This window comes from Natrinema sp. LN54 (assembly GCF_052439245.1).
In the GTDB taxonomy this organism is placed as follows: Archaea; Halobacteriota; Halobacteria; order Halobacteriales; family Natrialbaceae; genus Natrinema; species Natrinema versiforme_A.
Genome location: NZ_JBQVRP010000001.1, coordinates 478572 through 492582 on the forward strand (window position 1 = coordinate 478572; position 14011 = coordinate 492582).

13 protein-coding genes and 1 tRNA gene are annotated in these 14011 nt (G+C 65.7%); 3 read left to right on the forward strand and 11 right to left on the reverse strand.

The genetic code is table 11. The annotated features are described in order from the left end of the window. Positions 1 to 95 precede the first annotated feature (95 nt). Both ACT4ML_RS02430 and minD read right to left on the reverse strand, forming a co-directional pair. A complete protein-coding gene (locus ACT4ML_RS02430; RefSeq protein ID WP_444719430.1) occupies positions 96 to 614 on the reverse strand; it encodes a hypothetical protein in 519 nt (172 codons plus the stop codon). Between the two features lie 311 nt (positions 615 to 925). Next, the gene (minD, locus tag ACT4ML_RS02435) at positions 926 to 1831 is read right to left on the reverse strand and encodes a cell division ATPase MinD (RefSeq protein ID WP_444719431.1); all 906 of its coding nucleotides are present in this window, start codon (positions 1829 to 1831) and stop codon (positions 926 to 928) included. A 240-nt stretch (positions 1832 to 2071) separates the two neighbouring features. Here minD and prf1 point away from each other — a divergent pair, with 240 nt between their 5' ends. Then, complete coding sequence (gene prf1, locus ACT4ML_RS02440; protein WP_444719432.1) at positions 2072 to 3331, forward strand: peptide chain release factor aRF-1; 1260 nt, start codon at positions 2072 to 2074, stop codon at positions 3329 to 3331. 111 nt (positions 3332 to 3442) lie between these two features. After that, complete coding sequence (locus ACT4ML_RS02445; protein ID WP_444719433.1) at positions 3443 to 4372, forward strand: NAD-dependent epimerase/dehydratase family protein; 930 nt, start codon at positions 3443 to 3445, stop codon at positions 4370 to 4372. A 37-nt stretch (positions 4373 to 4409) separates the two neighbouring features. Here the strand turns inward: ACT4ML_RS02445 and ACT4ML_RS02450 are convergent, their stop codons facing one another. The 9 genes from ACT4ML_RS02450 to citZ form a co-directional block, all read right to left on the reverse strand. After that, positions 4410 to 5102: an SOS response-associated peptidase gene (locus ACT4ML_RS02450; RefSeq protein WP_444719434.1), complete on the reverse strand. Its 693-nt coding sequence runs from the start codon at positions 5100 to 5102 to the stop codon at positions 4410 to 4412. Positions 5103 to 5808: 706 nt separating this feature from the next. Continuing rightward, positions 5809 to 5889: transfer RNA gene (locus ACT4ML_RS02455), tRNA-Ser, on the reverse strand. 47 nt (positions 5890 to 5936) lie between these two features. Continuing rightward, positions 5937 to 6182 (reverse strand): hypothetical protein, encoded by a 246-nt coding sequence (locus tag ACT4ML_RS02460; RefSeq protein WP_444719435.1) that lies wholly within the window; start codon positions 6180 to 6182, stop codon positions 5937 to 5939. A 6-nt stretch (positions 6183 to 6188) separates the two neighbouring features. Then, complete coding sequence (locus tag ACT4ML_RS02465) at positions 6189 to 6578, reverse strand: Rid family detoxifying hydrolase (protein ID WP_138244043.1); 390 nt, start codon at positions 6576 to 6578, stop codon at positions 6189 to 6191. A 76-nt stretch (positions 6579 to 6654) separates the two neighbouring features. Then, on the reverse strand, positions 6655 to 7659 hold the full coding sequence (locus tag ACT4ML_RS02470) for a cytochrome d ubiquinol oxidase subunit II (RefSeq protein ID WP_444719436.1): 1005 nt from the start codon (positions 7657 to 7659) through the stop codon (positions 6655 to 6657). After that, positions 7652 to 9199 (reverse strand): cytochrome ubiquinol oxidase subunit I, encoded by a 1548-nt coding sequence (locus ACT4ML_RS02475; protein ID WP_444719437.1) that lies wholly within the window; start codon positions 9197 to 9199, stop codon positions 7652 to 7654. The genes ACT4ML_RS02470 and ACT4ML_RS02475 overlap by 8 nt, the downstream gene beginning before the upstream one ends. 180 nt (positions 9200 to 9379) lie before the next feature. After that, complete coding sequence (ilvA, locus tag ACT4ML_RS02480; protein WP_444719438.1) at positions 9380 to 10591, reverse strand: threonine ammonia-lyase; 1212 nt, start codon at positions 10589 to 10591, stop codon at positions 9380 to 9382. Positions 10592 to 10853: 262 nt separating this feature from the next. After that, on the reverse strand, positions 10854 to 11303 hold the full coding sequence (locus ACT4ML_RS02485; protein WP_444719879.1) for a gamma-glutamylcyclotransferase family protein: 450 nt from the start codon (positions 11301 to 11303) through the stop codon (positions 10854 to 10856). Positions 11304 to 11402: 99 nt separating this feature from the next. Next, on the reverse strand, positions 11403 to 12551 hold the full coding sequence (gene citZ, locus ACT4ML_RS02490) for a citrate synthase (RefSeq protein WP_444719439.1): 1149 nt from the start codon (positions 12549 to 12551) through the stop codon (positions 11403 to 11405). Positions 12552 to 12794: 243 nt separating this feature from the next. On the opposite strand from citZ, the gene ACT4ML_RS02495 reads away from it, so the two are divergent. Continuing rightward, the gene (locus ACT4ML_RS02495; protein ID WP_444719440.1) at positions 12795 to 14003 is read left to right on the forward strand and encodes an MFS transporter; all 1209 of its coding nucleotides are present in this window, start codon (positions 12795 to 12797) and stop codon (positions 14001 to 14003) included. Positions 14004 to 14011: the final 8 nt, after the last annotated feature.

Genomic DNA, 14011 nt, shown 5'->3' on the forward strand with positions numbered 1-14011 from the left:
CCTACTGTCCGCCGACACCAGACACGTTCGACGGACTCGCGGCTGTCCGTCTCGGGCCGAAAGAACAACACCGGTTACTGTAACCGCGTCGCCACTTACTGCGTTTCGTCGGAGGTCGCGAGGACGGTCTCGACGAACTCGTCTTCGCTCATCTCGTCGTTGATGTACGCGAGCGCCCACTGGACGTCCACGTAGAACGACATCACCTTCGCGCCGTCGGACTCGAGTACCCACGTGACGCTGTTGACCTCGGTGGCGAACGCTTCGGGATCCGTGATCGCCGCGGCGACCGTCTCGCCGAGGGACTGGAGTTCCGCTCGCAGCGTCTCGGGATCCGTCGTGGTCGTCGTCGCGACGACGTCGACCGTGTCGGAGTCCTTGTTGACGTCCTTGATCGACAGCTTGTCGCTGTCGACTTTCATCTTGTCGCGGTCGAGCCCGGGAATGTCGGTCTTATCGTCGGTCTCGTTGGTATCGTCGCTGCCGTCGTTGTTGAGTGATTCGTCGTCGTCATCGTTCGACTCGGAGTCATCGCCGGTCTCGTCACTGGAACAACCCGCGAGCACGGTTGCGAGCGCTGCGCCACTGCCGAGGAGGATCTTTCGTCGCTCCATGGACGACCCATCGGGAACCGCCATGATTAGTAATCAGTTCGTTACCGTTTCTGTCCTCGAGGCCGACTCGTTCGGCCGATTGCGCGCGTCGAAATCGTCTCGGAAACGACCGACAAACGGATCGAAAAGAGTGCGTTCCGGCGACAGATCGAGCGAGTCCGGTCACGACGGTCAGCCGGCGAAGACAGTCACGGGCCGGTGGTAATCGCTCCGTTCGAGAAAAACGAGCGAGCCGAGAGACGAGTTCACGACGGAAAGCGCTCCTTACCGACCGATTTCGGGACCGATCGGGCCCGTCGACGGAGCCGAGATCAGGGATCGGACTCGGCTTCCGTGATCGCACTCGAGACGTCGTCGTGTGCCGCTTGTCGACCGTCGGTATCGTCATCGGTCTCCGAGTCGGCCGCGGTCGACTCGGCGGTAGCGCCCGCCTGATCCGGCGCAGAGTCAGCGGGGGTGGAGTCGTCGTCCGCACCGCTCCCGTCGCCTCCAGTCGGGACCGGAACGTCGACGCCGGTCAGGTCCGCTGCGAGCCGCCGGTAGGCTGCCGAGGCGGGTCCGTCGGGTTCGAAGACGACCAGTGGCGTCCCCGCGTAGACGCTGTCGCGGGCCGCGGGGTCCTCGGGGATCGTGCCGAGCAGGGGCACCTCGAGGCGGTCGGCGATCTCCTCGTGGGAGATATCGCCGTCCGGGCGGGTCCGGGTGAGGACGAGCCCGGCGACGGTTCCGCCGGACCGATCGGTCAACTCGAGGGTCTTCGTCGAGTCGTGGACGGCGGCGGGTTCGGGCGTCGAGACGAGGAGGACGGCGTCGGCGAGCCCCAGCGGGAGGACGGTCTCGTGGCTGATACCGGCCCCGACATCGAGAAAGACGTAGTCGAACTGGGACCGCAGTTCGTCGACGACCTCGCGCAGTCCCTCGGGGGACGTTTCGGCGTACTCGTCGAGGCTGGTGCCGCTCGGCACGGCGACGATATTGTCCGCCAGTCGATAGGTGGCGTCGTCGATCGATGCATCTCCGGCTAACACGTCGTATAGGGTGATCGAGTCGGGGGTGAGGCTGACGAACCCGGCGAGGTTCGCCATGCCGAGGTCGGCGTCGACGATCGCGACGCGCTCGCCGGCCTCTGCGAGGGCCGTGCCGAGGTTTACCGTCGTCGTCGTCTTCCCGACGCCGCCTTTCCCGCTCGCGATGGCGTAGACCGTCTCGTGAGACATACTCGGGTACTGTCCGGATCCTAGAACGGGAACACCTTAAATCGTCACCACACCTCGCGAGTCGTGGCGAGCGGCCGACAGATCGGCCACACGGGGGTACCGCGAGCCGCGGTCGACTCCGTTTTAGCGGGATCTGACACATCTCGTTCCGATATTCGGTTCCGCGCCTCCGGGGGACTCGGTCCCACGTCGACAGGTGTGTCAAAGGATTCTTACCCACAGCCCCGTTTTATACGGGTAATGAGCCAGGAGGGCGAGCAGGAGCAATCCGACCGGAAAAAGTACGAGTTCCGGAAGGTCATCGAGGATCTCAAGGACTACGACGGCTCCGGAACGCAGCTCGTGACGATCTACATTCCAGACGATAGACAGATCAGTGACGTCGTCCAACACGTCACGCAGGAACACAGCGAAGCGGCCAACATCAAGTCGAAACAGACGCGAACGGCCGTCCAGGACGCGCTGACGAGTATCAAAGACCGGCTGCGGTACTACGACACCTTCCCACCGGACAACGGCATCGTCCTCTTTTCCGGTGCCGTCGACTCCGGCGGCGGCCGTACCGACATGGTCACGAAAGTCCTCGAGAGTCCGCCCCAGCCCATCGAGTCGTTCCGCTATCACTGCGACTCGGACTTCCTGACCGAGCCCCTAGAGGAGATGCTCGCCGACAAGGGCCTCTACGGCCTGATCGTCCTCGATCGCCGCGAGGCGAACGTCGGCTGGCTGAAGGGCAAGCGCATCGAACCGGTCAAGTCCGCCTCCTCGCTCGTCCCCGGCAAGCAGCGAAAAGGTGGCCAGTCCGCCCAGCGATTCGCCCGCCTGCGCCTCGAGGCCATCGACAACTTCTATCAGGAGGTCGCGGGGATGGCGAACGACCTGTTCGTCCCCCGTCGCCACGAACTCGACGGCATTCTCGTCGGCGGTCCCTCGCCGACCAAAGACGAGTTCCTCGACGGCGACTACCTCCACCACGAACTGCAGGACACCGTACTGGGCAAGTTCGACGTGGCCTACACCGACGAGTCCGGCCTGAAAGACCTCGTCGACAACGCCGAAGACGCGCTGGCCGACGCCGAGGTGATGAAGGACAAGAAGGTGATGGAGGAGTTCTTCGAGGAACTCAACGCCGGCGATCTGGCGACCTACGGGTTCGAGCCGACCCGCCGGAACCTCATGATGGGGTCGGTCGACCGACTGCTCATCAGCGAGGACCTCCGGAAGGACGTGATCACCTACGACTGTCCCGATTGTGGCACCACCGAGCGCGAGGTCGTCGACCGCCGGAAGTCGACGCCGACCCACACCTGCACCGAGTGTGGCACCGAGGTCGAGGCGGCAGACGAGGACCGCGAGGACGCCATCGACCACCTCATCGAGATCGCCGAACAGCGCGGCACCGAGACCAAGTTCATCTCGACGGACTTCGAGAAGGGCGAACAGTTGCTGAACGCGTTCGGCGGCTTCGCCGGCCTCCTGCGGTACTCGACGGGCGTCTAAGCGACTCTTCTGTTCGTTCGGGTTGCAGTCGCGACGAGCGGCGCGTTTCGCCGTCTCTCTGCCAGCGAAATCTGACATGGGGATTAACACCGCGTCGGTGATCCATCGACCATGGCCATCTCGAACCGACGCGTGCTCGTGACGGGCGGTGCCGGCTTCATCGGCTCGCACCTCACCGAACGCCTCCTCGCGGACGGCACAGCCGTAACGGTCGTCGATAACCTATCGAACGGCGACGCCGACCGGATTCCGGACGAGGCCGACTTCCTGAGGGGCGATCTGACCGAGCCCGACGCGATCGCCGGCCACCTCGAGGATATCGACCTCGTCTTCCACCTCGCGGCGTCGAAACACGTCGATACGGACCGGCCCCACGGCCAGTTCGACGACAACACGCGGATGACCCGGACCATCCTCGAGGCGATGGCCGACGCCGGCGTGACCGACATCGCCTACACCTCCTCGTCGACGGTCTACGGCGAGGCTCCGCGGCCGACGCCGGAAGACTACGCGCCCCTCGAGCCGATCAGCGCCTACGGCGCGAGCAAACTGGCCGACGAAGGGTTGCTCTCGGCGCGGGCCCACAGCCACGACCTCACGGTCTGGAACTTCCGCTTTGCGAACGTCGTCGGCCCGCGGCTCCGCGGTGCGGTGATTCCGGATTTCATCGAGAAGTTGCAGGACGATCCCGAGTCGCTGACCATCCTCGGCGACGGGCGACAGGAGAAGTCCTACCTCCACGTCGAGGACTGTCTCGACGCCATGCTGCACGTAATCGATACCGCCGACGACGCGATGAACACCTACAACCTCGGCACCCGCACGACGACCTCGGTCGATCGAATCGCGACCATCGTCGCCGAGGAACTGGGCGTCGACCCCGAGCGGGAGTACACCGGCGGCGAGCGCGGCTGGACCGGCGACGTACCGAAGATGCGCCTTTCGATCGAGAAGCTCTCGGCGCTGGGCTGGGAGCCCCGCCTCTCGAGCGACGAGGCGGTCCGCCGGTCGACTCGCGAACTCATCGACGAACTGCAGTAAGCGATTCGGCTGTTTTCGCCGGGCTCGAGGACCGTCCCTAAAGCGGCTCGACCAGCGACGGCTCGTCCGTCGCGGGATCGTTCACCGCCGTCGAGACCGGATACGCCGCCATCCCGTCGGCCGAGTGTGGCTCGAGCACCTCGCGGCCGGCGTCGCCGGAGAGCCACCGCCGTTCGGCATCGGGCTCGAGGATCACCGCCATCCGGTGGTGCAGCTCCGAGACGAGGTCGTTCGGCTCGGTCGTGATGATCGTAAACGTCTCGAGCGGCCCGCTCTCTGCGTCGTCGGCGACGCCGCCGCCGAACGCGTCGAGGCCCGTCTGGGTCGTTTCCGGCTCCCAGCGCTCCCAGAGGCCGGCCATCGCGAACACCCGATCGTCCTCGAAGGTAACCCGATAGGGGCGTTTTCCGTCGTCAGTTTCGACCCACTCGTAGAACCCGTCCGCGGGGACGAGACACCGCCGACGGTCGTAGGCCGCCTCGAAACTCGGCTTCTCGTCGACTGACTCGGCCCGCGCGTTGATCAGCCCGCCGCTGTCGTCGTCGGCCCACGATGGCACCAACCCCCACTCGAGGCGCTGGAACGTCTCCGGCTCCTCGTTCGTAATCACCGGGAGCTCCTGTCCGGGAGCCATGTTGTAGCGAGGGGAGAACTCGCCCTCACGAAACCGGGCGTCGAACCGCGACTCGAGGTCCGCTTGCTCGACGACGAGCGTGTAGCGACCGCACATACCTGTTCCTCGGGCCGCCGGACCAAAGGCGTGTCCCGTCTCGGGCGTTTCCGACGACCGACCGACAATCGCCGCCCCATGGTCAGTATGCGGCCCTTACGCCGACTCGAGCAACCGGTACGGGCCCTGTTACGATATCCGATCCCGGTGGAGTCCTCGTCGGGGTCATCGTGAACGACCGATACGAAATGGTGGTGTGTCAGAGCGGTCGGCTGGAACTCAGAGACCCGGATGACCCTGACTGCTGGATCGCGACCGACTCCCCTGTCGAACTCGAGCGGTAACGCGCTCCATCCGTACCCCTACCCTTTCGTCGACGCAGTCTCGCTCGAGAGAGCCGTTGCTCATGTTGTTCGCGACAGAATATACTGTCACTGTAACGGTTACACGAATTCGCCGCGCCGTCGCGGCGAATTCGTTCACTGACTTACAGTGACAGAAACGCCAGGGCAGGGATTTGAACCACGGTCGGACGTGCTCGCTCGTTGCACTCGCTGTGCGCGACCTCCCTGATTCAAATCCCGACAGTTACGTTTCGCCGAAATCGCGACTCGCGTTGCTCGTCGGTTGATTTCGGCAGAAACGCCAGGACAGGGATTTGAACAGATGCGAGACGATCGGTCTCACTTCGTTCGACCGCATGCGACTCGCGTGTTCAAACCCTTCGTTGGGTATCTGTCGCTCACGATGTTGTTCGCGACAGAAACGCCAGGACAGGGATTTGAACCCTGAATCCCAAAGGGAACACGCTTTCCAGGCGTGCGCCTTACCGTTCGGCCATCCTGGCTCACGTCATCCTAACCGGGTCCGTCGTTTAACCCTTACGAGATACGTTTACTCCGTCCGGCGATCGGCCGCCCGCGCAGCGAGTCGCGGCTCGAGCACGTACGCCCCGATCCCCACGGCGAGCCCGACGACCAGTCCGAGTCCCAGCGCGCCCGTAATCGTCACGATCGGTGTCGCGAGCAGGGCGTAGCTCTGGACGAGTACCAGAAAGGACAGGAAGCCGACGAGACCCCACAGGGCGGCGGATTTCGCCCGCGGGTCGACCCCCATCCGTCCGGCCGGATAGCCGCTCACGGTGGGCTACGCCTCGTCCTCGAGGGACGCGATCGCTTCGATTTCGACGCCGACGCCCTTGGGCAGCGCGGACACCTCGACGGCGCTGCGGGCCGGCGGCTGGTCGTCGAAGTAGTCGGCATAGGCCTCGTTCATCGCCTCGAAGTCGTCGATATCGTCGAGGAAGACGGTCACCTTGAGGATGTCTTCGGAACTCGCGCCGGCCTCGTCGAGGACGGCGTCGAGGTTGTACAGCGCCTGCTCGGTCTGGTTTGCGATGGGCTCGTCGTCGAGCAGGTCGCCGTCGGCGGTCATGGGGATCTGCCCGGCGGTGAACAGCAGCGAGTCGTTCCCGGCCGCCTGACTGTACGCGCCGACCGCAGCGGGCGCGTCGTCGGTTTCGATGATTCGTTTCATACCCGAAGCGTGTATCCGACCGCGCTTAAAGCCTCGAGGTCCGGATCGCTGTCAATATCCGAGACCGATGGGTCGGTCAGTACCCTTCGGCCTCGACCGGTCCAGCAAACGTCGAGTAGAGGACCGCGAAGTAGACACAGACCAGCGGCACGAGGAGGGCCGCGGACAGCGTCAGTAGACCGATCGCGGGCGACGAGATCGCGGCCTCGGTGACGGTAAGCCCGGTCGCGGGGTCGAGCGTCGGAAACAGCAATACCGCGACGAGCGCGACCAGCGCGTAGGTCAGTCCGCCGGCCGCGAAAAACGCGGTGCGGTCTCGCTCGCGCCGGATCGCGAGGGCGTAACCGCCGCCTACCGCGCTCGAGACGGCGACGAGCGCCAACGGAACGGGCTCGAGCAGGGCGGGTCGAACGGCAGGCCGAGCGACCAGTGCGAGGAAGACCGCGACGAGCGAGAGGAGATAGGCGGCGAGCGCGCGCAGCCCCCACGTCCGGGCGTCGGCCGCGAGCGAGCCGTCGGTCTTCAGGGCGACGAAGGCACCGCCGGTGACGACGGTGAGCGCGACGACGGCGAGGCCGACGAGCACGGTCGCGGGGGCCTCGGTGACGGTCGTTCCGAGCAGCCAGTTGCCGACGAAGACGCCGAGCAACAGCGGCGCTGTGACGCTGCCGACGACGAACGCGCGGCCCCACCAGCGCTGCCACGCCTCGTCCTCGCGTTGCTCGTAGAACTCGGGTGCGAGGCCGCGACAGATGAGCGCCCCGAGCACGCCGAAGAGCAGCAGGTAGTGGCGGCTGAAGAGAGAGGCATAGAGCGGCGGAAACGCCGCGAACAGGCCGCCGCCGAAGACCACCAGCCAGACCTCGTTGCCGTCCCAGAAGGGGCCGATCGCCGCGAGGATACGCTCGCGCTCTTTCTCGTCGGTTCGGGTCGCGAACAGCGCTCCGGCTCCGAAGTCGAAGCCGTCGAGGAAGAGGAACGTACCGAGGAACGCGAAGACGACGGCGACCCACAGCGTCGGCAAGTCGATCGGGCTCGAGAGCGCGACCGGCGGGAGCGTCGCGCTGACGGGCTCAGTCATCAGTCGACACCTCCGGAGCCGACGCCGTCTCGTCGTCCGGGCTCGAGTCCGCTGTCGGTTCCGGGTTCGGTTTCCGCCCCGCCGTCGACCCGGTGGCTGATTCGACTTCGGGCGGCCCGGCCAGAACGAGCCGCCGGACGACGTAGCCGTAGCCGACGAGCAGGGCGGTGTAGACGAGTGCGAAGCCAGCGAGCGTCAGCGTCGCTTCGGTGCCGGTGAGTCCGGGTGAGACGCCGTCTTCGGTCCGGAGCAAGCCTTGGACGACCCACGGTTGGCGACCGACCTCGGTGACGACCCACCCGGTCTCGACGGCGATGAAACCGAGCGGGGCAGAGCCTATCAAGGCGAGGTGGAGCCGCTGATCGTCGAACAGGTCGCCACGCCGCCAGCGGTAGCCGCTCCACAGCGCCAGTCCGACGAACCAGAAGCCGAGCAAGACCATGGCGCGGAACGACCAGAAGACGATCGCGACCGGCGGCGAGCCCTCGAACTCGTCGAGGCCGGTCACCTCGTAGGACGGATCGCCCCCGCTGGCTAACACGGACGCCATCGCCGGAATATCGACCGTCCAGAGGTTCTCCGCGCGGGGGTCGGTGAAGGCGCTCGGATCGGTCGGAATCGCGAGCAGGTGAAGCGCGGCCGGCGCTTCGGTTTCGTACTGGGCCTCCATGGCGGCGAACTTCTGGGGCTGGGTCTCGGCGACGTGGCGCGCGTAGGAGTCGCCGTGGACGACCTGAAACGGCGCGGTCACGAGGAGGACGACCAGTGCGATCTTCAGCGTCGTTCGCCAGAAGCGGGCGTCGTCAGATCCAGCAGTCGTCTCGACGGCGCTGGGATCGGGGCTCGAGTCCGCCCTCTCGTCGCCCGAATCCGCCGTCTCGCCGCTCTCGGTGCCACCGTCGCTCGAGCGATAGACGAAGTACGCCGCGACGCCGGCCATGAAGAGCGCGACCGAGAGAACGGCGGCGGACTGCATGTGGACGAACAGCCACGGGAATCGGGGGTTGAGGTAGGCCGCGACGGGGTCGACGAGCGTCACGACCGGTTGCCCGTTCCGCTGGGCGAGTTCGTAGCCACGCGGTGTCTGCATCCACGAGTTTGCGATGAGAATCCAGACTGCCGAAAGCCACGTTCCGAGACCGACGGCGATCGCCGAGAACATGTAGAGCGCGTCGCCGACCTTCTCGCGGCCGAAGACGAAGACGCCGAGGAACGTGGCCTCGAGGAAGAAGGCCATCATCCCCTCGACGGCCAGCGGACCGCCGAAGAGTTCGCCGGCGAACGTCGAAAACGCCGCGAAGTTCGTCCCGAACTCGAACTCGAGGACGAGGCCCGTCACGGTGCCGACGACGAAGCTGATCGCGAAGAGCCGGGTCCAGAAGCGTCGCTGGCGCTCCCAGAGCGGGTCGGACGAACGGATGGACTTCCACGTGAAGTAGACGAGAAAGGGCGCGAGGCCCATGCTCATCACGGGGAAGATAATGTGAACGATGGTCGTGAGCGCGAACTGGAGTCGACTGGCGAGGGCTGGATCGACCATTGGAAGCTCGGGGCTGACTACCCGATCGGAGATAACCGGCCGCCGTTTGACGGGTCCTCGGCGATTCTCGAGCGCTGGGAACCGCTCACAGCGTTGACGACGCTACGGGCCTATCGGCGGGCAGCCGACCCGAGCCGCGAGTCAGTCGATGACAACAGCGAATCCGGCAAATAGAGGGACTCAGGCGAGCACGTCGACTTCGTACCCCGCGTCCCGGAGCGCCGAGAGGAAGGCGTCGACGTGGTCGGGGCCGCGCATCTCGAGTTCGATCTCGACCTCCGTATCGCTCATCTCGACGTCGCGGGAGGTCCGGTCGTGGTGGATGGCGTAGATGTTCGCCCGGTGTTCGGTGAAGATGTCCAGCAGGTCCTCGAGCGCGCCGGGCCTGTCTTTCAGGACGGTTCTGATCTTCAGGTAGCGACCGGTCTCGACGAGGCCGCGGACGATGACGTTAGTGAGCGTGTTGAGGTCGATGTTCCCGCCACAGAGCGCGGGGACGATGACTTCGTCCTCGGCGTAGTCGAATTTCTCGAAAAGGACCGCGGCGAGGGGAACCGCGCCCGCGCCCTCCACGAGGGTCTTCGAGCGCTCGAGCAGGTAGACCAGCGCGACGGCGATCTCGGGATCGGAGACGGTGACGACCTCGTCGACGTACTCCTGAATGTAGGGGAAGGTCTGCTCGCCGACGCTGCGGGTGGCGATGCCGTCCGCGATGGTGTCGACGCCGTCGAGCGAAATTCGCTCGCCTTTCTCGAGGGATTTCGCGGCGCTCGAGGCACCGTCGGCCTGGACGCCGATCACCCGCGTGTCGGGTTTTTGCTCCTTGATCGCGGTCGCGATGCCGCTGATGAGGCCGCCGCCGCCGATCGGGACGACGACGGTCTCGACCTCGGGGCAGTCCTCGAGTATCTCGAGGCCGATCGTTCCCTGCCCGGCCATGATGTACTCGTCGTCGAAGGCGTGGACGTAGGTGCGGTCCTCCTCGCGTTCGATCTCGTGGGCGCGCTCGGCGGCTGCGTTGTAGTCCCGGCCGGAGAGGACGACCTCCGCGCCGTAGCTCTTGGTCGCTTTGACCTTCGAAATCGGCGCGTGCTCGGGCATGACGATCTTCGAGTCGACGCCCGACCGCGTGGCCGCGAGCGCGACCCCCTGTGCGTGGTTGCCCGCGCTCGCGGTGACGACGCCGGCGTCTTTCTGGGCCTCGGAGAGGGTCGCGATCCGGTTCGTCGCCCCGCGGATCTTGAACGCGCCCGTCCGCTGGAAGGTCTCCAGTTTCAGGCGGACATCGGCCCCGGTCATCGCCGAATAGGTGTGGGAGTGCTCGAGCGGCGTGTGCCGAGCCGTCGCTCGGACTCGCTCGCGCGCCTCGAGAATATCGTCGAGTTCCAGCATACGACCGTCTACTCGGCGTGCGGTGTAAGGATTACTGTCGGGGACCGGGAGAGCCTGTCGCCGGGCCCGCACCGTCGTCCCCCCAACAGCGATGTGCTGTCAAACCTGGACAGCACGACAGGGAATACAGGGAATGCACGGCGTGTGACGTGCAACTGGAGAAGGGGACCCTGACCATATAAATCTCATGCACCCGCGGTGGAAGTGAAACCGCGAGAGGGCGACGGGGTAGAGGTGGCGTCAGACGGAGGACAGACGGGCGTCATTCGTGGTTCCGAACCGCGAGATCGGTGTGCGAAACGAACGATCGCACTCGCTCGCGAAACGGGCCGTCGCCGGGCCACGTCGCGTCGACGCCGAGTCGGTCAGGGTCGCCGACGTACACCCAGCACCGTTCGTCGTCCCGGCCCCGCTCCGCAGCTTCCTGCAGGTCGTCGTCCTGACCCGCCACTGGCACCGCGACTCGCACGTAGAGTCCGTCCTCGACTCCCTCGTACCGGTCGAGTCGCTCGAGTCCCGCGTCGTCGACCGCGAGCAGCCGTCCGTCGATGCTACCGCCGGGCGCGAGCGTCGGATACCGGCCGTCGACCCGGTGGAGCCCCTCAAGGGTCGCGCGGCCGACGAACGCGTCCGCCGCGGTCGAGGCGTCCGTCTCGAGGACGGTCCGAACGCGGTCGGGGTCCGTCAGCGTACCGTAGACGAAGACGTCCACGAGTGTTCGTTCGGGCTCGAGGGGCTTGCGCGTACTGATACCGGGCGCGAAAACGAGCAGCGAAACCGAGAGCAAAACGGAATCGGACTCGGGCGTGCGTTACCGCTCTTCGAGCGGGACGAACGCCTGATCCTGCGGGCCGGTGTAGCGGGCGCGCGGGCGGATGAGGCGGTTGTCATCCTGGTACTCGAGGACGTGGGCGATCCAGCCGCCGGCGCGGCTCATGGCGAAGATTGGCGTGTACATGTCGATCGGGATGCCGAGCTGGTAGTAGACCGAGCCGGAGTAGAAGTCGACGTTCGGTGCGATTCCCTTCTCGACGAGGCCCTTCTCCTCGGTGAGGAACTGCTCGATGGTGGTGGTGTAGTTGTACCACTTGTCCTCGCCGTTTTCCGCGAGTTCCTTGCTGCGTTCCTGCAGGATCTTCGCGCGGGGGTCTTTGACGTTGTAGACGCGGTGGCCGAAGCCGGGGATACGACGGCCCTCGGCGGTTGCTTGTTCGACCCACTCGCGGTGGTCGAGGTCGCTCTCGTCGATCTCGATCAAGACCTCCATGACGTCCTGATTCGCGCCGCCGTGGAGCGGCCCCGAGAGGGCGCTGATGCCGCCGGTCACGGCGCTGTAGATGTCGGCCATCGTCGAGCCGATGACCATCGAGGTAAACGTCGAGGCGTTCAGGCCGTGGTCCGCGTGCAGGATGAGCGCCTGATCGAACGTCTCGGCGGCGATGTCGTCCGGCTCCTCGCCGGTCAGCATGTAGAGGAAATTCGCGGCGAGACCCAGATCCGGGTGGGGGTCGACGGGCTCCTCACCGAGGCGGTAGCGCTCGAAGGCCGCGAGCGCGGTCGGGATCTTGGCCGTGATCCGACGGCCCTTCCGCAGCGTCGCGTCGAGGTCCTCGGGATCGGCGTCGGCTTCGGGTTCGTAGGCGGAGAACATCGAGACTGCAGTCCGGAGCGCGGCCATCGGCCGTTCGTCGGCCGCGGCGAGTTTCTCCATCGTCTCGAGGATGTCGTCGTCGACCTCGCGTTCGTCCATCAGGGCGTCCGCGAACGGCTCGAGTTCGTCTTCGGTCGGGAGGTGGCCGTTCCAGAGCAGGTAGAGGACTTCCTCATAGCTCGCGCCCCGAGCCAGATCCTCGATCGTGTAGCCGCGATAGATCAGCCGACCGGCATCACCGTCGATCGAACTGAGCTCCGATTCGGCAACCAACACACCCTCGAGCCCTTTCTTGAGGTCGTCAGACATAGTCAAGGATTTCGGACGCCAATGGAAAAGTATTATCGTTTGCCCGGTGGCGTCGATCGACACCCCGGATGTTCGCATTTTGCCGGTTTTACGACTACAGACGAATGCTCGTTTCGTGATCGAACGAACAGATAGTCAGTCGATGGTCGGGACGATTACTATAATTGTCTTTCGTGATGAGTTGCTCGAGCGCGACTCGCGTCGGTACCCTTTTTGAACCCCTTTGCAAAGGATCACCGAGTGATGGATCGGTCGTACTGGAAGACGGTGTCCCTCGTCACGATCTGGCAGATTTCCGCGAGCATCTGTTATTACGCGATCTTCGCCGCGACGCCCTTTTTCCGGGACGCGTTCGGGCTCTCGCGGTTCTCGGTCGGCCTCGTGGTCACGACGCTTACCCTCGGCTACGCCGTCTTCCTGTTGCCCCTCGGCGCGCTGACGGACCGCTTCGGCGAGCGACTGACGCTGACGCTCGGTCTCATCGGGCTCGCGACGGGAACGCTCCTCGTCGCGGGCGCTCCGACGTACGCGCTGTTGCTCGCGGCAGTGTTCGTGTTGGGATCGGCGTACGGGACTGCGATCCCCGGGACGAACAAAGCCGTCTTCGACAACATCGAACCGGGTCGCCAGAACCTCGCGATGGGCATCAAACAGGTCGGCGTCACCGGCGGGAGCGGCATCAGCGCGCTCCTGATCACCGGTCTCGCGGGAGCGCTCGCCTGGCAAGCCGGCTTTCTCGTCGCCGCGAGCGTCGGCGTGATCGTCGCCGTCGCCTTCTATCTGAGCTACTCGAGCGACAGCGACGGCGGCGTCGCCGACTACCCCGACTTCGGCGCGCTGCTCTCGAACCGACCGTACGTCGTGTTGACGACCGCCGGGCTCTTCCTCGGGGCGGCCCTGTTCACGACGACCGGCTACACCGTCCTCTACGTCGAGGAGTCGATCGGCGCGTCCGTCGGCTTCGGCGGCGTCGTCCTCGCGCTCGTCCAACTGTTCGGCAGCGTCGGCCGCGTGCTGACCGGCTGGCTGAGCGACGTCCTGCCCGGCGAGCCCCGCGTCAGGATCGGGCTGCTGCTCGTCGTCCAGTCGCTGGGCAGCGCCGTCATGTTCGTCGTCGTCGCGTCGACGAGTACCGAACTCGGTGCCGCGGTCGCGTTCGGCGTGCTCGGCTTCTTCGTACTCGGCTACACGGGCGTCTACTACTCCGTCATGGCGACGCTCGTCGGCGCCGACGAGATGGGCGGCGCGACCGCCGGCGGCCAACTCGCGCTCACCAGCGGCGCGCTCGTCGCGCCGCCCGCATTCGGCTATCTCGCCGACACGGTCGGCTACCGCACCTCGTGGCTCTTTCTGGCCGCCGTCGTGACGGTCGCGGCCGTGCTCCTCGTTCAGGTCGTCCGGACGCCGCCGGCCGTCGAGAACCCCGCCGCGACCGACGCCGCCGAAAAGTAGTCGCTCGA

Excerpts from the sequence above, each read along its gene's own strand:
- ACT4ML_RS02430 (WP_444719430.1), bottom strand. The coding sequence starts at position 614 with ATGGAGCGACGAAAGATCCTCCTCGGCAGTGGCGCAGCGCTCGCAACC.
- minD (WP_444719431.1), bottom strand. The coding sequence starts at position 1,831 with ATGTCTCACGAGACGGTCTACGCCATCGCGAGCGGGAAAGGCGGCGTC.
- prf1 (WP_444719432.1), top strand. The coding sequence starts at position 2,072 with ATGAGCCAGGAGGGCGAGCAGGAGCAATCCGACCGGAAAAAGTACGAG.
- ACT4ML_RS02445 (WP_444719433.1), top strand. The coding sequence starts at position 3,443 with ATGGCCATCTCGAACCGACGCGTGCTCGTGACGGGCGGTGCCGGCTTC.
- ACT4ML_RS02450 (WP_444719434.1), bottom strand. The coding sequence starts at position 5,102 with ATGTGCGGTCGCTACACGCTCGTCGTCGAGCAAGCGGACCTCGAGTCG.
- ACT4ML_RS02465 (WP_138244043.1), bottom strand. The coding sequence starts at position 6,578 with ATGAAACGAATCATCGAAACCGACGACGCGCCCGCTGCGGTCGGCGCG.
- ACT4ML_RS02470 (WP_444719436.1), bottom strand. The coding sequence starts at position 7,659 with ATGACTGAGCCCGTCAGCGCGACGCTCCCGCCGGTCGCGCTCTCGAGC.
- ACT4ML_RS02475 (WP_444719437.1), bottom strand. The coding sequence starts at position 9,199 with ATGGTCGATCCAGCCCTCGCCAGTCGACTCCAGTTCGCGCTCACGACC.
- ilvA (WP_444719438.1), bottom strand. The coding sequence starts at position 10,591 with ATGCTGGAACTCGACGATATTCTCGAGGCGCGCGAGCGAGTCCGAGCG.
- citZ (WP_444719439.1), bottom strand. The coding sequence starts at position 12,551 with ATGTCTGACGACCTCAAGAAAGGGCTCGAGGGTGTGTTGGTTGCCGAA.
- ACT4ML_RS02495 (WP_444719440.1), top strand. The coding sequence starts at position 12,795 with ATGGATCGGTCGTACTGGAAGACGGTGTCCCTCGTCACGATCTGGCAG.